The sequence below is a fragment of the Acinetobacter higginsii genome (assembly GCF_000369525.1).
Classification (GTDB): Bacteria; Pseudomonadota; Gammaproteobacteria; order Pseudomonadales; family Moraxellaceae; genus Acinetobacter; species Acinetobacter higginsii.
In genome coordinates, this window is sequence record NZ_KB850071.1 from 393976 (window position 1) to 415924 (window position 21949).

The following is a 21949-nucleotide window of genomic DNA, read 5'->3' on the forward strand; positions in this document are numbered from 1 at the left end:
CAATAAGATAAAATGTCAAAATTACAAGTCAATTACATTCGTACTGTTCGATTACCTTATCAAGATTGACGATATTGAAAATTACTCTAGACTCAAGTTGTAACAAAACATGTATCAGTGTTTAACACTTGGTTTAAATCTTAATGAGGAAACAACCATGAAAAAATTAGCAATTGCATCAGCACTTTTATCTGCAATCGCAGTAACAGGAACTGCTCATGCTTATCAAGCTGAGGTAGGTGGTTCTTATACCTATAAAGACCAAGATCGTTTTGGTGACAATGATCGTTTCAGCGTAGACGGCAAATATTACTTTAACCCAGTACAAACACGTAATGCACCTCTTGCAGAAGCAGCGTTCCTTGACCGTGCGAGCAATGTAAAAGCACAATACGCGCATGAAAAAGATGATGCATTCAAAAACAACCAATATGGCGCAGGTATTGAATACTTTGTTCCAAACAGCGATTTCTATTTAAGCGGTAATATTGGCCGTGAAGAAATCAAACCGAATTCTAAATATGCAACTGACGAAGACAAATTAAAAATCAACCATTACTCAGCAGAAGTCGGTTACTTACCAGCACCAGGTTTATTGGTTGCTGCGGGTGCGAAAACTGTTGATGTAAAAGATGGTGATCGTGATACAAGCCCAACACTTCGTGCCAAGTACGTAACTAAAGTTGGTCAAAATGATGTGAACCTAGAAGCATATACTGCTTTTGGTGACAGTAAAGAAGTGAAGTTAAAAGGTGATTACTTCATCGACAAAACTTTAAGTGTTGGTGTGGATTATCAAAAACTTAAATATGATGACACTATCGTCAATTCAAATGAATGGGGTATTTCTGCGAAGAAATTCTTCAACCAACAAGTGAGTTTAGAAGGTCGTGTAGGCTTCGGTAACGATAAATCATATATTGATAATGACTACACTTCATTCGGTATTCGTGGCGCATACCGCTTCTAAGACTTGAACAGAAGTTTGTAACATCGGAAACGCCCTGAATCATTCAGGGCGTTTTTTTATTGCTCCCCATTTTCTTATCATTTTCAATCCTCCACTTTTGTTTTTTCCCCAGCTTAATCCTGTATTTAAGAATTGACGCTTAGCTATTTTTGAATACACTACTTCGTGTAACAAAATATGTATTATTTTTAATCGGGGGAAATTCGAATGAAAAAACTAAGTCTTCTTGCAACACTCATAAGTGCTTGCTTTGCCATCAATGCCCATGCTTATCAAACAGAAGCCAATGGTGCATATGAACATATCAACATGGATGATGGGAAAGGCAACAGTGCAGTCATCAGCGGTAAATATTATTTTAACCCTGTGCAAACCCGTAATGCGCCCTTAGCAGAAGCTGCTTTCTTAGATAAGGCATCGAATATCGGTGGCGGCTATGCCTATAGCAAACTGAAAGATGACGAAGATCTCGGTGACTTACAATTCAATATTATCGGCCTTCAAGGTGAGTTCTACGTCCCTAACTCACAATTTTATCTTTCTGGTGCCTTACATCGTACCAATGTCAAAGCAACAATGAATGGCTTAGGCTCTCATTCCGAAAATGGCGATGGCTATAGTCTTGAAGCAGGTTTCTTACCAATCAATGGATTACTCCTAGCAGTGGGTGTTGCAGATTTATCTGATAGCCTAAATCCAGTTCAGGTTGCGCAATACGGCTTTAGCAACACACTTTCAAACGCTGCAATTGTGTCTGGCGAAAATGACGATACCGCCGTTTCTTTACGTGCGAAATATGTTTCACAAATTGGTGGTTACTATACCAACTTTGAAGCACTCAGCTATATCGGTGATGAAACAACCTACCGCCTAGGTGCAGATCTTTATCTTGATCCAACCCTCAGTGTCGGCATCTCATTTGCAGATTCTACCGCTGATGATTCAGACAGTGTTTTCAATATTCACGCGCAAAAATTCTTTACGCCACAATTTGCTTTAGGCGTCGGTTATACCACAACAGATGGTGTTGATTCTTATGGCCTCAACGGTACTGTCCGCTTCTAATCAATAGCGTTTAACAATAAAAAATCCGCTCATCAGAGCGGATTTTTTATTGTTTTAAATAAGCGATTTGCAATTGTAGACGGGTGTTGCCATTAAAGACATTCCGTTCCAAGGTATACACCAAATCGACATAACCCAGCATTGGATTAAATTCAAAACGGTCCATCGCATTAAATGCAATCGCATCAATCGAATGTGACCCGACCGCCAATTTGAGTTTTAAATGTTGCTCTTTAAGCCAACGATAATCGATCACTTTGAATCGCCCTTCAAATTGCGGCAGTGGAAACTTTTGCCCCCAAGGCCCAAGTTGTTCAATCCAATCCAAAGTCCCTAAATGTAAATCCGAATCGCCCAGCTCGCCATCAGTCCATAACGTTGCCGTGAATAATTCATCATCCATTTCAGCAATCGCTTGGGTGAAAGCCGTTTTGAATGCAGCAAAATTTTCTTTCTTCAGGGTTAAACCCGCGGCTGCAGCATGCCCGCCAAAATGACTGACCAAATGTGGATAGTGTTCTGCAACTTGCTCAATGGTATCTCGGATATGAATCCCATCAATCGACCGTGCCGAACCTTTAATATGAATCCCATCTTCATCAGGAGCAAACACTAAACTTGGACGATGAAATTGCTCCTTTAAACGTCCAGCCACAATGCCAATCACACCTTGGTGCCATTGTTCATCAAACATTACCAATGCTACAGGTAAATGCTCTGTTTCTAACTGAATATGTTGCAGTGCACTCAGTGCTTGCTGCTTCATTTCAGTTTCAACTTGACGGCGTTCGATATTAAGCTGATTCAACTGTTGTGCAATCGGATAAGCGGTTGCCATATCAGCAGCAAGTAAACACTCAATGCCGATCCGCATGCTTTCCATTCGACCTGCTGCATTGATTCGCGGACCTACCACAAAGCCTAAATCTTGCGCACGCAAACTGGCTGCGTCACGTCCTGCAATATCCAGTAAGGCTAAAATACCTGCACGACATTGATGTTGCTGAATCCGCTTTAATCCGGCATCAATCAAGATACGATTGTTATAATCCAAACTGGCGACATCGGCATAAGTCCCTAATGCGACCAAGTCGAGATACTGGGTCACTTTACTGCTGCTTTTGCCTTGATGGCTGCGTGAACTGGCCAATTTCGCCAATACATAAAAAGCCACGCCCACCCCAGCCAAAGCCTTACTTGAAAACCCACAACCAAGTTGGTTCGGATTAACCACAGCCTCAGCACTCGGTGTCGGTTTGGTGGTTAAATGGTGATCGGTAATGATCACCTGCATACCTAACGCTTGAGCCGTGTCCACACCCGCATGGCTGGATATACCATTATCTACCGTAATCAACAGATCTGGTTGATAGCTCTGCTTTGCCAATTCAGCAATGGCGGGCGTAAGTCCATAACCATACTTAAAACGATCAGGCACCAGATATTCAACTCTGGCACCCATATCTTGCAAGACAAGCACCATTAAAGCGGTACTGGTCGCGCCATCGGCATCATAGTCCCCCACAATCACGATCTGTTTTTGCTGATCAATGGCTTGATCGATCAACGCAACTGCCTCTGCTAAGCCTTTAAGCTCTGGAGATAGCAAGTGCTTGAGTTTCAGTTCCAGCTCTTGCTCAGACTGCACACCACGCCTTGCTAAAATTTCAGCAATAAAAGCAGGCACGCCCTGAAACTGTTCAGGGCGTGTAAGCAAGGGTCTTTTTTGAATTTGAATCTGCGTCATTTATGGCATCAAACGTTGGATAGTCCAAAGACCATTTTGTTTTTCATAACTTAAACGATCATGTAAGCGATTTGGTCGCCCTTGCCAAAACTCATAATAATCTGCTTCTAAGCGATAACCACCCCAAAACTCAGGCTTATCCAGTTCAGCTTGAGCCTGAGCTTGCAGCGCTTGAAAGCGTTGTTGCAATAACTCACGACTTTCAATCACCCCGCTTTGTGGAGTACTGATATGCGCAGCAATCTGACTGTCACGTGGGCGCTTATGATAGTAATCCGTCGATTCTTGTTCAGAAATCTTCACGACTTTGCCAGCAATGCGGATCTGACGCTCTAAACTTGGCCAATAAAACAGCAGCTCAGCATACGGATTATCAGCTAAGTCTAAACCCTTTTGGCTGTCATAATTGGTATAGAAATCATAGCCTGCTTCTGTCGCACCACGTAATAATACGGTACGCACATGCGGACGCCCTTGAGCATTTGCCGTGGCTAATGACATCGCATAGGGTTCATGTAAATTGGCAGCTAATGCATGATTAAACCAATTCAGAAACTGTAAATGCGGCTGTAAGCTGATCTGGGCTTCATGTAATTCACCCTGCTCATAACTCAAACGCAACTCACTCAGGTCTTTAATGACATCACTCATGATGGCTCCCCCTTAAGCAGCTTGGGCTTGAGCGCGTACTGCATCTGCTAAATGATTCGCCAAAGCCTCAACCTCTTGCTGCTGATCACCTTCCACCATGACACGAATCACAGGCTCAGTACCTGACTTACGAATCAACAAACGACCACGACCTTTCAATTGCTGTTCAGCCTTTTCAAATTCTGCAACCAAAGCTGGAATTGAATATGGATCAATCATGTGTTGTAGACGAACATTGACCAGTACTTGCGGGAATAACACAAAACCTTCAACCAACTCATGCAGTGCTTTGCCTTGTTCTACCATCACGGTCAACACTTGTAACGCTGCAATAATCGCATCACCTGTTGTGCTCTTATCCAAAGTGAGAATATGACCTGAAGGCTCACCACCTGTGACCCAATTCTTTTCTTCTAGGGCTTGCAATACATAGCGATCACCAACTTTAGCACGAACAAAGCCAACCTTAGCTTGTTCTAGGGCCAACTCGAGAGCCATATTACTCATCACGGTACCTACAACACCCGCTGGCTTATTCTTCGCCTGTGTCGCAAGAATATAAAGAATATGGTCACCATCAATCAATTGACCATTTTTATCCACCATCACCACACGATCAGCATCACCATCGAAAGCAATACCAACATCTGCCTGATGTTCTAGCACTGCTTTTTGTAGCTGTTCTGGGTGGGTTGAACCACAGTTTTCATTAATGTTTAAACCATCAGGTTCGTTAAATAATGGAATAACTTTGGCACCTAATTCACGGAATACCGAAGGCCCTACGCTATACGCTGCACCATTGGCACAATCCACTACGATTTTTAAATTACGTAAGTCAAAGTGGTACGGGAAAGTTGATTTACAGAATTCGATATAACGACCATTAGCATCTTTTACACGCACACTTTTACCCAAGTTTGCAGTGTCTTCAATCACTAAATCTTTTTCGAGTTCCTGATTGATTTCATCTTGCAAAGTATCAGGTAATTTCTTACCTGCACTTGAGAAGAATTTAATGCCGTTATCAAAATAAGGGTTATGTGATGCTGAAATCACGATCCCAGCATGTGCGTGTAATGCGCGAGTTAAATGTGCAATGGCAGGTGTTGGGAGCGGGCCCAATAAATGTACATAAACACCCGCAGCATTCAGACCTGCCTGTAAAGCCGCTTCTAAAATATAACCTGATAAGCGTGTGTCTTTCCCCAACACCACAATCGGTTTATTTTTAGGACTATTTCTTTTTAATACTTTCCCTGCAGCAAAGCCAAGTTTTAATGCGAACTCTGGGGTAATTGGCATTTGCCCAAATTTGCCGCGAATTCCATCAGTACCAAAATAGCTCATCTTTTACTCACTTTCTTATCTTTTATATGGTGTGGAACCATATCTTTCTTCATCTGATTCACTTTACACCAAAACGAAAAAACCGTCAGTGGACTGACGGTTTTTCTGTCAACAAAATTACCAAAAATCAACCAACTCGATAGTTTGGCGCTTCCTTGGTAATTGTCACGTCATGAACATGTGATTCTGACATGCCTGCTGAAGTAATTTTCACAAATTTTGCATTTTGACGAAGATCTTCGATCACAGATGAACCCGTATAACCCATTGATGAACGTAAACCACCCATCATTTGATGTACGATGTTACCCATTGGACCTTTGTATGGCACTCGACCTTCGATGCCTTCTGGTACCAACTTTTCCGCACCTGCTTTAGCATCTTGGAAGTAACGGTCAGCAGAACCAGATACGCCCGCCATTGCACCCAATGAACCCATACCACGGTATGCTTTGTAGTAACGGCCTTGGAAGAATTCAACTTCACCTGGTGCTTCTTCTGTTCCAGCGAGGAGTGAACCGACCATAATCGTACTCGCACCTGCGCCAATTGCTTTCGCCATATCGCCAGAGAAACGAATACCACCATCTGCAATCAAAGGAATTTGATCTTTCAGTGCATTTGCAACACTATCAATTGCAGAAATCTGTGGCATACCAATACCTGCCACAATACGTGTGGTACAGATTGAACCAGGGCCGATACCGACTTTCACAGCATCTGCACCTGCATCAAGCAATGCCAATGCTGCATCACCAGTCGCAATGTTACCGCCAATCACTTGAACTTGCGGGTAGTTTGCTTTAACCCAGCGTACACGTTCAATGACACCAGCTGAATGACCATGGGCAGTATCCACCACAATCGCATCTACACCTGCATCGACCAAAGCTTCGACACGGCTTGGTGTTTCTGCACCTGTACCCACCGCAGCACCAACACGTAAACGACCCAAATCATCTTTACAACTGTTTGGATAGCTTTCAGCTTTACGGAAGTCAGTTACGGTAATTAAGCCTTTAAGCTCATGGTTCTCACCAACAACCAAAACTTTTTCAATCCGGTGTTTTTGCAATAATGCTTGGATATTTTCTTTAGACTCGCCTTCACGAACAGTCACGAGACGGTCTTGACCGGTCATGATATTGCTTACAGGTTGTTCAAGATTGGTTTCAAAACGTGTATCACGACCCGTGACAATACCCACCACTTTGCCATCTTTTACAACAGGCACACCGCTAATGTTATTCGCTTGGGTAATCGCAATCAGCTCACGCACTGTCGTTTCAGGACCAACAGTGATTGGATCTTTCACCATACCAGCTTCAAATTTTTTCACACGGCGAACTTCAGCGGCTTGTGCTGCGATATCCATGTTTTTGTGCAAAATACCAATACCACCATTTTGCGCCATCGCAATTGCCATACGTGACTCAGTCACCGTATCCATTGCAGCAGAAACGAGAGGGATATTAAGTTGAATTCCGCGAGTTAAACGTGTCTTTAAGGAGACATCTTTTGGGAGAACAGTTGAGTAGGCAGGAAGTAATAAGACATCATCGAAGGTTAGCGCTTCTTGAACGATGGTCAGCATAACAATCTCACTGGTAATTTCCGTGAGCTATTATAAACAAATTTCGATGTGATTTTCATTTTCTATGATGAAAATAATTTCAAGCGTTGCTTAAAAAGTTTTCTGATGCGCGCTTATGCCTACCGAATCCGATAATTCCTGTTAGCAAACCTGATCATAATTGTCATTATTTTCAGAGGCCTGCTGCTCAATCGTGACCAACGGAATCAGGTTGTGCGCCAACCGTGCCTTGTTACAATGTGAATCGGCAATCTGTACTTCCTTGCAACTTGAACTCCGAAATGGGTAGATGGAACAGCTCACTTGCTGTCCCACCTCCCCTTGCAAAGCCACACATTTGACTTGTGCTTGATTGGTTCCCTTCATACAGGAATAGACGGCTGTAAGTGGTTCAACCATGTACTCAGGGATCTGTTCTGCCTCAGCCCAATAGAAAGAAACACGGTAATTTGCACAGCACGCACCACAACTGACACACGCATCTGGTGTCGCAATTTGAGACAACATTTTCTTAAAATTCTCGTTATCAAATTCAATCCTTTATCTGATGAATCCTAAGAAAATTTATTGATGGCGACAAGCGTGCTCAATCAGCGATTTATGTATTTCCCAGTCATTTTCCTGACTCAGAAATTTAGCTCATTTCAGTCGGTAAACTAAAAACATATTCATTCATCAAATCTACGCCACATTCCAGCGTTTCGATCCAGTCTAGAAATTGATTAATCATCTCTTTACCAACAAATGCGGTTCCATGTTGCGGCACAATCATGTCGATATCCATTTGGCGAACCATATTGACCCACAAACGGATCACCTTATTGGAACACATATAGCGCTGATGGAAACCTTTCATCTTTTTGATATGGGCTTCAAAATCTGTAATCGGCAGGCTTGCATCATCAACGATCGAAGCCCCCATATCCCCAGAAAATAGGATTTTGGCAGTTGGATCATAAAACTGGAAATTACCAACGGAATGCAGAAAATGCGCAGGCACTGCAACAATCGCAGACTCGCCCAAAGGAATAATTTGTCCTGTATCGGACAGTTCAATCAGACGATCTTCCCAATTCCCCTTCATACGCTCACTCATAAAAGCTGAATTTAAATGCGGTAAAAACCGTGCCCACAGCTTAGAAGCCACCACTTTGGCATCGGTATACACCAACCAACGCGGCATTGAGGTAATAATGTCAGGGTCTTGATGCGAGGCCATTACATAGTCTAGATTTTTCAGTTTGGTATAGCGATTGAGTTCCATGGTTAAAGGAACATAAGTGAGATCCCCCCCCGGATCCAAAACCGCTGCACGATCATGATCAATAATTAAAAATTGATTGGCCTGAATACCTTCGCCTTTGACTAAACTGGTAAAACTAATGCATTTATGTGTGCCATTATCAAACAGTATTTGCGATGTTGTCCGTTCAAAACTCATAACTACCCCAGAAAAAATCTTTAAATATGAAATATTTTTAATTCCATAATAAAATAATGGGATTTAGTTCATGTTTCAATCAAATATTGGACTTTTATCATAATTTATAAAAAAAGACCCATCACTATTGGATGGGTCTGGACTGATTTTAAATTCGAATCATTTAGAAGAAATAATGCTGCACTAAAGTTGAAATACCCACAATCAAGAAAATCGCGGCGCCAATTTTATGAATTAATGAAATCGGCAATTTATCCGCCAGCTTATTACCAATAAATACCGCAGGGGCATTGGCAAGCATCATCCCAAATGTAGTACCTAACATCACCCAGAACACACTATCAAAACGCGCCGCTAAAGCCACGGTTGCAATCTGGGTTTTATCACCAATTTCAGCCAAGAAGAATAAGATGAAAGTGGCACCAAATACCCCAAATTTCTGCCATTTATTGATGTTTTCAGTTTCATCTCCCAATTCATCTGGAATCAGCATCCAGATTGCCATACCAATAAATCCAAGTGCCAAAATCCATAACAAAACTTCAGGACTGAGTACGGTGGTAATCCATTGTCCCAAGACAGCAGAAATACCATGGTTAATCGTGGTGGCCAATAAGATGGCAATTAAAATCGGAATCGGTTTACGGAAACGTGCTGCAAGCAAGAGAGCGAGTAATTGGGTTTTATCACCCATTTCAGCAAGGGCAACAATTGAGGTGGAAATGAGAAATTCATACATAGTTGAATGCTCTGGCTAGCAAAATATACCGATGACCTACCCCTCCTGCTAGCCAAAATCAAATAGATTGATGCAGAGTGGTAAATCAAAGGTCTTGCCAACAAAAGCACAGCTGAGAAGCTGTTCTTGGTTCTTTGCTATGATGACCATGTTCGGTTGAACAATTATGTTGATCATCACCTCTTTACTTTGCGTAAAGAGCGGCTACTCCCCAATGAAGTGAGACTATTCTAGCAAACAATAAAATGGTTTTGAATGGTTAAACCCAAAATTTTTGGTAACTCCAGATCAACACACGCAGACAACCAAGTAAAAACGCCAAATAAGCACTTAATCCTAGAAAACCAAAGCTACCCCAGCCACTCGCTCCACCCACATCTTGGGCTTGATATTCCATCGCCATAACGACTGTTGCAAGCAACACTTCAACCCCCATCACCACATACATCACCCAATCCCATGGAAAATGTAAGAAGCTGACCCACAAGCCCATCGCCACAAAAACAATCAGCAATAAAGGCAGCATCACCCGATAAATCACCAACATCCCTGCTCCTTCAAGCAATGAAAATTTATTTTAAGTTCAACATAGCATACATAGATTCATCTTTTGTTCAGCCTAAAAATAGAAAACCCCGCTTCTGCGAGGTTTTCTAAGTACAAAAACAATTAGAGCAATAAGCTACGAATATCTTTTAACAATTTAGTCAGCTTATTGGTAAAACGCGCTGCATCCGCACCATTAATCACACGATGATCATAAGACAATGATAATGGCAACATTAAGCGCGGATCAAAGTCTTTACCATTCCACACAGGTTGCATGGTCGCCGGTGAAATACCCAAAATCGCAACTTGTGGCCAGTTCACCAATGGCGTAAATGCTGTTCCACCAATACTGCCCAGGCTGGTAATGGTAAAGTTAGCACCTTGTAGATCTTTCGGTGACAATTTGCGATCACGTGCCTTTTGGCTGAGTTCAGCCAACTCTGCTGCAATCTGCTTAATTGATTTTTGGTCAGGGTTACGCAATACCGGAACGGTTAAGCCATCTGGCGTTGCAACCGCAATCCCCATATGGATTTCGTTACGCAGCAATACTGACTTTTGATCATCAGCCAAATGCCCAGCAAAATACGGCTCTTCTTTTAACAAGTGCGCAACCGCCTTAGCAATAAAGGCCAAGATGGTTAAGCTCAAACCTTGCTTTTTAAAGCCATCTTTCAGTTCGCCACGCCATGCTTCAAGCTCGGTGATATCCGCCAAGTCAAACTGTGTCACTTGCGGAATAAAGTTATTCAATGATAATTGCGGTACAGACACTTGCTGTAAACGCGTCATTGTTTTCACTTCACCGCCACCAAATGCACTAAAGTCTGGTAACTTCGGCAAGCCTGAAGCAACTGCTGCCGCTTGGGTTACTGCAGCCGGTTGTGGTGCGGTCAGACGTGTTTTCACATAGGCAAAGACATCGTCCTTCATCACACGACCGTGCTCACCTGATGCTTTCACCTGTCCAAGAACCACACCTAACTCACGTGCCAGTTTACGCACGGCTGGACCCGCATAGACTTTCGCATTGTCAGCTTCTTGCTGTTTAGTCAACTTCTCAGCTTGTGCAGGCGCACTTGGGGCTGCTGTCGCTGCCACCTGTGATTTTGCTGGCGCTGTCGTTGCTGCTGGTGCAGAAGGAGCTTGAGCTTTTGGTGCAGATGCTGGTGCAGCGGCCTGACCACTGACCTCAATCGTTGCCAAAGCCACACCTTGACGCACTTCTTGATTCGCAGACACATGGATCGCTTTCACAATCCCTGCTACTGAACTTGGCACTTCAACCGAAGCCTTATCTGACTCAACCACGCATAGGCTTTGTTGCGCTTCAACGCGATCACCGACATTGACTAGAATTTCTGAAACAAGAGCTTTTTCTACACCTAGATCAGGTACTTCAATTTCAACATGACCTGTTGAGGTATTTGTTGCAGCTGGGGCTTCTGTAGTTGCGGCTGGCGCTTCTGTTTGAGCTGGGGCTGCTTGTGGTTCAGATGACGTTGCAGCGCTCGCAGTCTTGACCTGAATCAATACCACGCCTTCCTTAATACTGTCACCTTCTTTAATCTGGATCGCTTCTACAATCCCCGCAACCGAACTTGGGACTTCTACAGTCGCTTTGTCCGATTCAACCACCACAATGCTTTGTTCAGGTTCGATCTGATCACCGACTTTGACCAGCACTTCTGCAACCAAGGCTTTTTCTACACCAATATCAGGGACTTTTACATCCACAATCTGGCTTGCTGTCGCTGCTGGAGCGGCAGCTGGTTGTGCTTTTGTTTTAGCTTCGACAGGTTTTGCTTCTGCTTTTGGCGCTTCTGACTTCGGTGCTTCTTGCACAGGTACTTCAGTAGCAGACTCAGACTCTAATTCGATCAATGCGACGCCTTCTGTAACTTCATCGCCTTGTTGAACCAGAATACTTTTCACGATACCTGCTGCCGTGCTTGGGACTTCTACCGTTGCCTTATCTGACTCTAACACCAGAAGGCTATCGTCAACTGCAACATGGTCGCCTACTTTGACCAAGATTTCTGCAACGAGCGCTTTATCTACGCCAATATCAGGTGCTTGGATTTGCATGATTATTTCCCCTCACCTGTTTGCGTTTCATGATATTCAGCAACGGCCTGAACTTCTGGATGCGCTTGTGGTGCCCATGCCACTGGGCGGTCCGTATCTAACTCAAAGTTAGAAATTGCATCTTTGACCAAACGATTTTCAACTTCACCTTCATCCGCTAATTTTTTCAATGTCGCAACCACGATATGTGCAGCATCAACACCAAAGAAACTACGTAAGTTCGCACGTGTATCTGAACGGCCATAACCATCTGTACCTAATGCAACAAATGGACGACCATCTGGAAGATAGGCGCGAATTTGTTCGCTATACGCACGCATATGGTCTGTCGCAGAAACCACGATACCTTCTGTACCACGTAACTGTTTAGATACCCAAGATTCTTTCACTTCTTCAGTCAGTGGGTGTAAACGGTTGTATTCTTCACATGCCATACCATCACGCGACAACTCATTGAAGCTGGTGACACTCCACACATTTGAGTGGATTTGGTATTCATCACGCAAGATTTTCGCCGCTTTAATCACTTCACGAAGGATTACACCTGAACCCAATAATTGCACAGTGGCTTTTTCATCTTTTTCGAACAAGTACATACCACGTTTAATGCCTTCCTCAGCGCCTTCTGGCATTGCAGGATGCTCGTAGTTTTCATTCATTACAGTTAAGTAATAGAACACTCGCTCTTGGTTCACATACATACGTTGTAAACCGTCGTGTACGATCACAGCCAATTCATAACCAAAACATGGATCATAAGATACGCAGTTTGGAATGGTGTTCGCCAAGATATGTGAATGACCATCTTGGTGCTGTAAACCTTCACCGTTCAATGTGGTACGGCCAGCAGTGGCACCTAACAAGAAACCTTGTGCCTGCGCATCACCAGCAGCCCATGCAATGTCACCAATACGTTGGAAACCAAACATTGAGTAGTACATGTACATTGGAATCATCGGCAAGTTATTGGTTGAATAACTGGTTGCCAATGCAGCCCACGCACTCATCGCACCCGCTTCGTTAATTCCTTCTTGAAGCATGTGACCATCACTTGCTTCACGGTAATGCATTAACTGTTCTTGGTCTTCTGGGGTATATTTTTGACCGTGTGCCGCATAAATACCAAGCTGACGGAACATCCCTTCTAAACCAAAAGTACGCGCTTCATCTGGAACGATTGGCACGACGCGGTCTTTAATTGCTTTTTCTTTCAGTAAAGCCGCAATTAAACGAACCATCAGCATCGTGGTCGATTGTTCTTTACCACCTGAGCCATTTAATACAGCATCAAATACAGAGAGTTCAGGAATCGCTAAAGTGTCACTCTCACGACGACGAGCTGGCAGGTAACCCCCTAATGCTTCACGACGTGCCTTCATGTACTTCATTTCTGGAGAGTTTTCACTTGGGCGGTAGAATGGGAGTTCTTCTAACTTATCATCTGTAAATGGCAGGTTAAAACGGTCACGTACATATTTCAAAGAGTCGATCTGCATTTTTTTGATTTGGTGAGTTTTGTTCACCGCTTCAATTTCCTCAGATAGACCATAACCTTTAACCGTTTTCGCAAGAATAACGGTTGGCTGACCTTTGGCTTTCATTGCTTCTGCATAGGCAGCAAAAACTTTGTACGGATCATGACCACCACGATTAAGATTATCGATATCTTCATCACTTAAATCTTTGACCAGTTCCGCAGCTTCTGGGTACTTGCCAAAGAATTTCTCACGTGTATACGCACCACCTTTCACTTGATAGCGCTGATATTCACCATCAACTGTTTCTTCCATGACCGCTTTTAAAGCGCCTGAATTATCTTGCGCAAGGAGTGGGTCCCAATGACGGCCCCACACCACTTTAATCACACGCCAGCCCGCACCACGGAATAAAGATTCTAATTCTTGAATAATTTTACCGTTACCACGTACAGGACCATCGAGACGCTGTAAGTTACAGTTCACGACCCAAATCAGGTTATCAAGCTTTTCACGACCAGCAAGTGAAATTGCACCTGTACTTTCTGGCTCATCCATCTCACCATCGCCAAGGTAAGCCCAGACTTTACGATCTTCTTCTTTGATCAAACCACGATTCATCAAATACTTTTGAATGTGTGCTTGGTAAATCGACATAATAGGACCCAAACCCATCGATACGGTTGGGAACTGCCAGTAATCAGGCATTAAATAGGGATGCGGATAACTCGGAAGACCATTGCCACCCACTTCACGGCGGAAATTATTCAATTGATCTTCAGTTAAGCGTCCTTCCAAGAACGAACGCGCATAGATACCAGGGGCACAGTGACCTTGGTAATAAATCATATCACCGCCAAAGTTATTGCTGTTTGCGCGGAAGAAATGGTTAAAACCCACATCATATAATGTTGCAGATGATGCGAAACTTGCAAGGTGGCCACCGAGGTCATCGCCTGTTTTATTGGCACGTAATACCATCGCTAAGGCATTCCAGCGGATCAAGGCACGGATACGGCGTTCCATATCCTGATCGCCAGGCATCGCTGGTTGTTCTTCAACTGAAATGGTATTGAGGTAAGGTGTATTTAAGCGCTGGATTGGCACATGTTTCGCAATTGCCCGTTGATAGAGTTTTTCTAGTAAGAAGGCAGCACGTTCCGTGCCCATATGTTGTAATACTGAATCAAATGCTTCTTGCCATTCTTGGGTTTCTTGCGCGTCAGAGTCGCCATAAAACGCCATACAATTCACCTTTTCCCTTAAGTTATTTGTCGACCCTATTTTTATCATGTTTTGCTGTGATAGAACTATTGCCCCAGATGAATGCAAAACGCCTTATTATTTTCTGACAAAATAGTCATTGACCTAAATGAAACAAAACACATAAAAAATCGCCAATAAAGGCGATTTTTTTGAATATTTATATACAACTGTTAACAAATTACATTAAGGCAACATTGCTAAGTAAGTTGATGGATTTTTACGTTGACCATCTTTTACAACTTCAAAGTGTAAATGTGGTCCAGTACAACGACCTGTACAACCGACATTGGCAATATGCTCACCAGCACTCACGCGATCACCCGCATTCACGATTAAACGTGATGCATGGGCATAACGAGTGATATAGCCATTACCATGATCAATCTCGACATACTGACCATAGCCTGTACCCCAACCTGACTTCGTCACGACACCAGGACCAGTTGAGTAAATTGGCGTACCAGAGGGTGCAGCAAGATCAACACCAGAGTGATGACGTGTTGAACCTAATAAAGTACGGTTACCCCAAGAAGAGCTGACACGGCCTTCTTGCAATGGATGGCTCACCAACCAAGAATAACCTGTGTTTGCAGAGAATGAAGGAGCATTATCTTGAGATGAAATCGCTGAACGACCATATTTCTTCTCGATCGTTGCATTGTTCAATTCAATGGTTTTTTCACGTAATTTAACTGAGACATTCGATACGGCCGGCAGATCCATATCAGCAGAATGAGTATAAGAACCTTGAGCTAAGGTTTTTGATAATTGCTCTAAGCGGTCATCACCTGTAGCTTGACCAATGTTCTGATAATCTGCGAAAGCAACCGAAGCAGCTGAAGCAGCCAACGAAAATGCGAGTAAAATACGACGCGTATGATGCATAAAAAACCTCTTGAAACCGTCCTTCAAACGTTCCTTTATCATCTGTTCCTTGATAACAGCTGAAGCAAACGCTTAAGATGGACACATCACCTCCGAGGAAGTTCTATGTCTGACCCTAACAACGTTTTCCAACAGAAAGGACAACACATAAAAACTGGAAACTTAACGTTTCTAACGACGCAAGTCACACAATGGAAACAACTTACGAAAATTATTCAACCTTTACTGCCCCAACCAGAGCAATGGCAGGTTGTTTGTTATCAACATGGTGTATTGATCATCACTGGTGAAAATCAAGCAATGATTAGTCAACTCAGCTATTTACAAAGCCACTATGTTGCGCAGTTAGCTCAGCTCGAAGGACTCAAGGAATTACGAAAAATTCAAGTTCGGTTAAGAAACAAAACAGTTGTCTCTCGTGAACCCTCTCCCCCAACAAAAACACTAACATCAGAGACCCAAGAGCAATTGCGCAGCGCCGCTGAATATGTGAGCGACCCTAAGCTTAGCCAAGCTTTACTACGTTTGGCAAGCAATAAAAAGTAAACTTCATATATTAAGTGTTGGAATACACACTAGTTTTATGTGACGAAAATCTCACATTCATTTGTTATAATATAACATAGGCAATAAAAGACAATGACTTATGTCACACTCACATAAGGAATTGGACAATCACTCTCGTTATTAAATGTTACAATTTCATAGCTGCTTGGATCGTTTTGAACATTGCGTAATAGCTGATTGTTTAGCGCATGCCCTGATTTATAACCATCAAACTTGGCAATAATTTGATGTCCAAGCAAATATAAGTCACCGACCGCATCTAGAATTTTATGACGTACAAACTCGTCGGCAAAGCGTAAACCTTCCTCATTGACCACACCTGTGTCATCGACACCAATCGCATTTTCAAGGCTCGCACCTAAAGCCAGATTATTGGCTTTTAAATAGTCCAAATCTTTCATAAAGCCAAAAGTTCGCGCTTCGCTCACTTCGTAGACGAAAGTTTCCGTCGAGAAATCGATCGTGGCTGATTGATATTCTTTGGCAAAGGCAGGATGATCAAAATCGATGGTAAAGTTCAGCTGAAAGCCTGAATGTGGTGAAAAAATAGCCTTTTTATCATCAATTAAAGCCTCAACAGGCTTTAAAATACGAATGAACTTCTTTGGCGCATCTTGCTCCGCCAATTCACCTTGCATCAATAAATAAATAAAAGGCCCTGCACTACCGTCCATAATCGGTACTTCGGATGCAGAGACTTCAACAATCAGATTATCAATCCCCAGTCCTGCAATCGCACTCATGACATGCTCAATAGTGCCGACTTTGATATCTTCACGGACCAAATTCGAGCACATAAAGGCTTCTTGAATCAATAAAGCATTGGCTGGAAGGTCAATCGGGGGATTTAAGTCGATACGGCGAAAGACAATACCTCCATCAATATGATGCGGAACAAAATTAATCAGCACCTTTTGACCACTGTGCAGACCAATACCGCTCGCTTTCACCACACGTTTGAGAGTACGTTGTTTCAACATGCCATACCAACTTCATTTGCAAAAACCGATATAACTTAGCATATTTTGCCATTTTAAAAAAATAAAAAAGGGGGTAATTACTTACCCCCTTTCTCTAAATATATGATTTTATTATTTACGCTGTTGATTTTTCAGATAGTCTTGAATGCTCATTGGCGATGAACGTGGCGTAGAGCTTGCTGTTGCGCCCACTGGTGCATCCGTATTTGCACGTTTGCTGATCGCAGGAACATCATCTTCATCCACTGGTTGCTGAGCTGCTTGAGCAGACGGTGCATGTGAAACTACAGCACGTCTTTTCTGATCAACTTCACTTGCATTACGGGTTAAGCCTGTTGCAATAACAGTCACACGAAGCTCATCTCGCGCATCCGGATCAAATACCGTACCGTAGAAGATCTCACCTTCATCCAAATCAACGATCTGGTTGACCACATCAGTAATGATTTCAGTTTCACGCAGGGTAATATCATCCCCACCTGTAATGTTAATCAATACGCCTTTTGCATTAATAATATTCACATTATCAAGCAATGGGCTACGGATTGCTTGCTCAGCAGCTTGTCGAGCACGATCTTCACCACGACCTAAACCAGCACCCATCATGGCATAACCACGTGTACTCATCGCTGTTTTCAAGTCGGCAAAGTCAAGGTTAATATGACCACGATTGACCACAAGATCAAAAATACTACGCACTGCATTCAGCAACACATCATCTGCCTTTTTATAGGCATCCTTCATTGAAATATCACCATAAACGCTGAGTAAACGCTGGTTTGGAATGATAATCAATGAATCAACATGTGCTTCTAAGGCATCAATACCCTTTTCAGCAGACTTTTGACGACGACGGCCTTCAAAGTTAAATGGTGTAGTCACCACACCTACGGTCAGGATGCCCATCTCTTTGGCAACTTCTGCAACCACTGGTGCAGCACCTGTACCTGTACCACCACCCATACCAGCAGTGACAAACACCATGTCGGTACCTTCAAGATGCTGACGAATCACTTCACGGCTTTCTTCCGCTGCGATTTGACCCACTTCGGGATTCGCACCTGCACCTAAACCACGTGTACTTTGTTCACCCAATTGAATTTTGAATGGGGCGTTCATGCTATCCAAGGCTTGTTTGTCTGTATTTGCACAAACGAACTTTACACCTTGGATATCAGATTGCGCCATGTGCTGCACGGCATTACCGCCACCGCCACCAACGCCAAATACTGTGAAACGGGCTTGACCGTTGCCATTGTCTAGTTCATCTTCTATAAATTCAAATGAGGCCATGACCTTTAGATTTCCTAATATTAATGGCAGTTACTTCAGCCCGTTACTGCCCTGATTTTTAAACAACTGATGTTTAGGATGCTGTTCAATAATAGCTAGCTTGTCAAGTACAGTGGCTGATTTAGAACAACTTCCTAACAAATTTTCCCAAAAATAACTACAACTTAAAAGATGGCCTTTAATTTGCTATTTAATGCATTCCAACCATTGGCAACACGATCAACAAAACTACGATCATTTGCTTCTTCTGGCTCTTCAACCGTATCTTGCAAATCACTTTGGCTAAACATCAACAAGCCAGATGCGGTTGCGTACATTGAACGACGCAATGCAGCTAAATGCTGATCATCTGCATACACTTGTAATGGCGGATTGCCCAAATGCGCAGACACCCCCAACATTCGACGCGCCAAATTCACCATACCTTCAATTTGACACGCATCACCTGTCAGTACCACACCATGATAGAGACCATGAATCGCACCGCTATGTTCCAATTCTTCACGAATTAAAGTAAAGATTTCTTCATAACGCGCAATGATGATTTCTGCAAGCTCAATACGACTGATGGTTTGCGTCCCATCAATCCCCTGCACTTGAATCATGTGATCAGGTTTCACCACACTCAAGTCAACACAACCGTGTAAAATCTTGATGCGTTCCGCTTCTTCCGTGGTGGTCTGCAAAACGGCAGCAATATCACGCGTCACATTCTCACCACCACGTGGTAAGGTCCGTGCTAAAGCCAAACGGCCATCTAGATACACCGCGATATTGGTAATACCTGCACCGATGTCGACCAGACACACGCCATATTCTTTTTCATCTTTGAGCAGACTGGCTTCAGCGGTTGCCAAGCAAGACACCACCATTTTCTCCACCCCGATATTCGCCCCTTTCATGGCACGATCAAGGTTTTGCATGGTGCTGATCGGCATCATCATTAACTGATAATGCCCCGTCATACTGTGTGCCGACATATTGACTGGGTTTTGTACCCACTCCGCTGAATCACCCAACTCGAAGCCCAATGGCACAGCACTGGCAAGATAGTAATCTGGCGATACATGACTGGCTTTCGCCAACTCTAACGCACGCACCACTTCATTTGTCGTAATAATATGATCGTGGTTTGCAACAGGCGTACGGCCTGAGGCATAAAAACTTTGTAATTCAGTACTTGGAATCGACACCCACGCACTATGAATACGACACTCAGCCATATCCTCAGCTTCGGATACCGCATTCTTAATCGCCGCAATGACCTTGTCTAAGCTAACAATCTTGCCTTTAACCATACCTCGGTTGCGAGCAGTTGCCATGCCAATGACTTGGATCTTATCTGGTGCATGGATCTTACCAATCAAAACTGAGACTTTATGAGTCCCAATATCAATCGCAACAACTGAGGGAACAGCTTCACTCATTACTTCAATACCATATCTTTAGTGTTGTTTAGGACGATTGCCCTTTATTTTAAGCCACGTATTATGGCTTTGCCTGAATTGCCCCTGCAAGGCTTGTGTCATCAATCGTTACAACTAACTGACCGTTGACAATCTTCGGCGGAGCTGCGTTTTTCCACTGAATGGCAAGACCATTCCGATAACGCAAATCGATTGCCGTGATTTTTGACCATACAGGTTTTAAATCCGTTTGTGCCAAATGGCTTAAGCGTTGCAGCTTATTCATAGTTTGATCTTGGTCTACAATAATCCGTAAGCCCGAATCAAACTGCATGAACCACGTCATACGCTCGGTTAAATACAATTCTTTTAATCTCAAATTCGCTGGATGAAATAACTGATTAATTTCATTATAGCGACGCATCATCATTTTGGATTGGCTGGCTGGCCCATGTAAAAGCGGCAAGTTTGGATGTGCTGTTGGCACCGCCTCGCTAAATACATCGCCATTGTCACTGAGCAAACGCCCTGTTCCCCAACGTGCAATCGCATGGCGCGGCATCACCCGTACCCGAATTGCATTTGGCCAAGCCCGTGACACCACCACACGATCAACCCATGACACTTTTAACGCTTGATCTCGAATTTGTTCTAAATCTGAAGTGAAATAGTTATCTTTAATAATTGGACTCAGATATTGAACTAACTGTTGGTTCTCAATATCAGAGTTGGTTCCAACCACCTGCAACTGCGCCGCTCTTGCATCGGTCATGACTTTATATAAGCCAAACAAACCCAATGCCAAAACAGCAAACGCAATCACCAGCAAGACCCAACCGCCCGCATTCACCATTTTTTGTTTAGGCGAAGGCGGTTTCTCGTGAATCGAGCTAATGGCTGGCCGCGTTTTACGGCGCATCGAGGCAGGAAGCTGAGCCATAAATCGTTAAGCCGACGTAGCTAAGGTTTGCTCTAAAATCGCAACACAGAGCTGATCAAAGTTATAACCCACTGCTTGCGCCGCTTTTGGCACCAACGAGTGACTGGTCATTCCTGGAACGGTATTCACTTCCAATAACCAGAAGTTACCCTGCTCATCCTGCATCGCATCAATACGACCCCAACCTTCTGCACCCACCGCTTGGAATGCACGTAAGCACAATGCTTGTAAGCTTTTCTCTTCCGATTCGCTTAGACCGCAAGGAATACCATACTCCACATCATTACGCTGATACTTTGCTTCATAGTCATAGAAGGCAACGTCTGCGGGTGGCTGTAAACGAATTACGGGTAATGGTTGACCATTTAAGAATGAAATCGTGAATTCACGACCCGTGATCCATTTTTCTGCCATCACTACCGCATCATGCTGAGTCGCTTTTTCAATTGCTGCAGCAAAATCTTCAGCTTTCTCAACCTTGCTCATGCCAACACTTGAGCCTTCATGTACAGGTTTGATAATCACTGGCAAGCCCAATTCAGCAATCACGGCATCCAGATCGGTATCTTTAGTAACAATACGATATGGTGCTGTTGGCAAATCACTGCCTTGCCAGATTTGCTTGGTTTTAACTTTGTCCATACCGATCGCAGAACCTTGCACACCCGTACCGGTATAAGGAAGGTTTAGCCACTCCAATACACCTTGGATCTGACCGTCTTCACCACCACGACCATGTAATACGATAAAAGCACGATCATAGCCAACCAATTCAGTCACACTACGATCTTGGGGGTCAAATGCTTCTGCCTGAACGCCCGAACGTAATAACGCCTCTAAAACAGCTTGACCGCTGTCCAATGACACAGCACGCTCAGCCGACTTCCCACCAAACAACACAGCAACTTTGCCGAATTTTGCAGCATTTGACACGTTTATATCC

The 21949-nt window shown here is 43.4% G+C and carries 19 protein-coding genes and 1 riboswitch; of the genes, 3 read left to right on the forward strand and 16 right to left on the reverse strand.

Annotated features, from left to right (window positions below; genetic code table 11):
* The first annotated feature begins 157 nt into the window (after window positions 1–157).
* Both F902_RS05050 and F902_RS05055 read left to right on the forward strand, forming a co-directional pair.
* The gene (locus tag F902_RS05050; RefSeq protein ID WP_004803637.1) at window positions 158–970 is read left to right on the forward strand and encodes a putative porin; all 813 of its coding nucleotides are present in this window, start codon (window positions 158–160) and stop codon (window positions 968–970) included.
* 207 nt (window positions 971–1177) lie between these two features.
* Window positions 1178–2035 carry a putative porin gene (locus F902_RS05055; RefSeq protein WP_004803635.1) on the forward strand — a complete coding sequence of 286 codons (858 nt, stop codon included), beginning with the start codon at window positions 1178–1180 and terminating at the stop codon, window positions 2033–2035.
* A 46-nt stretch (window positions 2036–2081) separates the two neighbouring features.
* On the opposite strand, the gene recJ is transcribed toward F902_RS05055, so the two are convergent.
* The 11 genes from recJ to F902_RS05110 form a co-directional block, all read right to left on the reverse strand.
* On the reverse strand, window positions 2082–3782 hold the full coding sequence (gene recJ / locus F902_RS05060) for a single-stranded-DNA-specific exonuclease RecJ (RefSeq protein WP_005201573.1): 1701 nt from the start codon (window positions 3780–3782) through the stop codon (window positions 2082–2084).
* Window positions 3783–4433 (reverse strand): pyridoxamine 5'-phosphate oxidase, encoded by a 651-nt coding sequence (gene pdxH, locus F902_RS05065; protein WP_005201574.1) that lies wholly within the window; start codon window positions 4431–4433, stop codon window positions 3783–3785.
* Between the two features lie 12 nt (window positions 4434–4445).
* Entirely contained in the window at window positions 4446–5783 is a 1338-nt protein-coding gene (gene glmM, locus F902_RS05070) for a phosphoglucosamine mutase (RefSeq protein WP_004803629.1), read from the reverse strand.
* A gap of 127 nt (window positions 5784–5910) precedes the next feature.
* On the reverse strand, window positions 5911–7377 hold the full coding sequence (guaB, locus tag F902_RS05075; RefSeq protein WP_004803627.1) for an IMP dehydrogenase: 1467 nt from the start codon (window positions 7375–7377) through the stop codon (window positions 5911–5913).
* Window positions 7378–7518: 141 nt separating this feature from the next.
* Complete coding sequence (locus F902_RS05080) at window positions 7519–7884, reverse strand: YkgJ family cysteine cluster protein (protein ID WP_005201575.1); 366 nt, start codon at window positions 7882–7884, stop codon at window positions 7519–7521.
* A gap of 127 nt (window positions 7885–8011) precedes the next feature.
* A complete protein-coding gene (locus F902_RS05085; RefSeq protein WP_005201583.1) occupies window positions 8012–8818 on the reverse strand; it encodes an oxygen-binding di-iron domain-containing protein in 807 nt (268 codons plus the stop codon).
* A 163-nt stretch (window positions 8819–8981) separates the two neighbouring features.
* The gene (locus tag F902_RS05090) at window positions 8982–9557 is read right to left on the reverse strand and encodes a TMEM165/GDT1 family protein (protein WP_005201585.1); all 576 of its coding nucleotides are present in this window, start codon (window positions 9555–9557) and stop codon (window positions 8982–8984) included.
* Between the two features lie 83 nt (window positions 9558–9640).
* Window positions 9641–9782, reverse strand: a riboswitch (yybP-ykoY riboswitch).
* 34 nt (window positions 9783–9816) lie between these two features.
* Window positions 9817–10104: a hypothetical protein gene (locus F902_RS05095; protein WP_004803620.1), complete on the reverse strand. Its 288-nt coding sequence runs from the start codon at window positions 10102–10104 to the stop codon at window positions 9817–9819.
* 122 nt (window positions 10105–10226) lie between these two features.
* Complete coding sequence (locus tag F902_RS05100) at window positions 10227–12194, reverse strand: 2-oxo acid dehydrogenase subunit E2 (protein WP_005201590.1); 1968 nt, start codon at window positions 12192–12194, stop codon at window positions 10227–10229.
* Between the two features lie 2 nt (window positions 12195–12196).
* Window positions 12197–14914, reverse strand: coding sequence for a pyruvate dehydrogenase (acetyl-transferring), homodimeric type (gene aceE, locus F902_RS05105; RefSeq protein WP_005201592.1), 2718 nt, complete (start codon window positions 14912–14914; stop codon window positions 12197–12199).
* A gap of 204 nt (window positions 14915–15118) precedes the next feature.
* Window positions 15119–15820, reverse strand: coding sequence for a M23 family metallopeptidase (locus tag F902_RS05110; RefSeq protein ID WP_005201593.1), 702 nt, complete (start codon window positions 15818–15820; stop codon window positions 15119–15121).
* Window positions 15821–15925: 105 nt separating this feature from the next.
* Between F902_RS05110 and F902_RS05115 the strand changes: the two genes are divergently transcribed.
* Entirely contained in the window at window positions 15926–16366 is a 441-nt protein-coding gene (locus tag F902_RS05115; protein WP_004803613.1) for a hypothetical protein, read from the forward strand.
* A 98-nt stretch (window positions 16367–16464) separates the two neighbouring features.
* Here F902_RS05115 and lpxC read toward each other — a convergent pair whose 3' ends face one another.
* The 5 genes from lpxC to F902_RS05140 all read right to left on the reverse strand — a co-directional run bounded on the left by lpxC (window position 16465) and on the right by F902_RS05140 (window position 21939).
* Entirely contained in the window at window positions 16465–17367 is a 903-nt protein-coding gene (gene lpxC / locus F902_RS05120; protein ID WP_004803611.1) for a UDP-3-O-acyl-N-acetylglucosamine deacetylase, read from the reverse strand.
* A 111-nt stretch (window positions 17368–17478) separates the two neighbouring features.
* On the reverse strand, window positions 17479–18660 hold the full coding sequence (ftsZ, locus tag F902_RS05125) for a cell division protein FtsZ (protein WP_004803609.1): 1182 nt from the start codon (window positions 18658–18660) through the stop codon (window positions 17479–17481).
* A 164-nt stretch (window positions 18661–18824) separates the two neighbouring features.
* Window positions 18825–20087 (reverse strand): cell division protein FtsA, encoded by a 1263-nt coding sequence (ftsA, locus tag F902_RS05130; protein WP_004803607.1) that lies wholly within the window; start codon window positions 20085–20087, stop codon window positions 18825–18827.
* A gap of 61 nt (window positions 20088–20148) precedes the next feature.
* Complete coding sequence (locus F902_RS05135) at window positions 20149–21006, reverse strand: cell division protein FtsQ/DivIB (protein ID WP_005201594.1); 858 nt, start codon at window positions 21004–21006, stop codon at window positions 20149–20151.
* A gap of 6 nt (window positions 21007–21012) precedes the next feature.
* Complete coding sequence (locus F902_RS05140) at window positions 21013–21939, reverse strand: D-alanine--D-alanine ligase (protein ID WP_005201595.1); 927 nt, start codon at window positions 21937–21939, stop codon at window positions 21013–21015.
* Window positions 21940–21949 lie beyond the last annotated feature (10 nt).

Excerpts from the sequence above, each read along its gene's own strand:
- F902_RS05050 (WP_004803637.1), top strand. The coding sequence starts at position 158 with ATGAAAAAATTAGCAATTGCATCAGCACTTTTATCTGCAATCGCAGTA.
- F902_RS05055 (WP_004803635.1), top strand. The coding sequence starts at position 1,178 with ATGAAAAAACTAAGTCTTCTTGCAACACTCATAAGTGCTTGCTTTGCC.
- recJ (WP_005201573.1), bottom strand. The coding sequence starts at position 3,782 with ATGACGCAGATTCAAATTCAAAAAAGACCCTTGCTTACACGCCCTGAA.
- pdxH (WP_005201574.1), bottom strand. The coding sequence starts at position 4,433 with ATGAGTGATGTCATTAAAGACCTGAGTGAGTTGCGTTTGAGTTATGAG.
- glmM (WP_004803629.1), bottom strand. The coding sequence starts at position 5,783 with ATGAGCTATTTTGGTACTGATGGAATTCGCGGCAAATTTGGGCAAATG.
- guaB (WP_004803627.1), bottom strand. The coding sequence starts at position 7,377 with ATGCTGACCATCGTTCAAGAAGCGCTAACCTTCGATGATGTCTTATTA.
- F902_RS05080 (WP_005201575.1), bottom strand. The coding sequence starts at position 7,884 with ATGTTGTCTCAAATTGCGACACCAGATGCGTGTGTCAGTTGTGGTGCG.
- F902_RS05085 (WP_005201583.1), bottom strand. The coding sequence starts at position 8,818 with ATGAGTTTTGAACGGACAACATCGCAAATACTGTTTGATAATGGCACA.
- F902_RS05090 (WP_005201585.1), bottom strand. The coding sequence starts at position 9,557 with ATGTATGAATTTCTCATTTCCACCTCAATTGTTGCCCTTGCTGAAATG.
- F902_RS05095 (WP_004803620.1), bottom strand. The coding sequence starts at position 10,104 with ATGTTGGTGATTTATCGGGTGATGCTGCCTTTATTGCTGATTGTTTTT.
- F902_RS05100 (WP_005201590.1), bottom strand. The coding sequence starts at position 12,194 with ATGCAAATCCAAGCACCTGATATTGGCGTAGATAAAGCGCTCGTTGCA.
- aceE (WP_005201592.1), bottom strand. The coding sequence starts at position 14,914 with ATGGCGTTTTATGGCGACTCTGACGCGCAAGAAACCCAAGAATGGCAA.
- F902_RS05110 (WP_005201593.1), bottom strand. The coding sequence starts at position 15,820 with ATGCATCATACGCGTCGTATTTTACTCGCATTTTCGTTGGCTGCTTCA.
- F902_RS05115 (WP_004803613.1), top strand. The coding sequence starts at position 15,926 with ATGTCTGACCCTAACAACGTTTTCCAACAGAAAGGACAACACATAAAA.
- lpxC (WP_004803611.1), bottom strand. The coding sequence starts at position 17,367 with ATGTTGAAACAACGTACTCTCAAACGTGTGGTGAAAGCGAGCGGTATT.
- ftsZ (WP_004803609.1), bottom strand. The coding sequence starts at position 18,660 with ATGGCCTCATTTGAATTTATAGAAGATGAACTAGACAATGGCAACGGT.
- ftsA (WP_004803607.1), bottom strand. The coding sequence starts at position 20,087 with ATGAGTGAAGCTGTTCCCTCAGTTGTTGCGATTGATATTGGGACTCAT.
- F902_RS05135 (WP_005201594.1), bottom strand. The coding sequence starts at position 21,006 with ATGGCTCAGCTTCCTGCCTCGATGCGCCGTAAAACGCGGCCAGCCATT.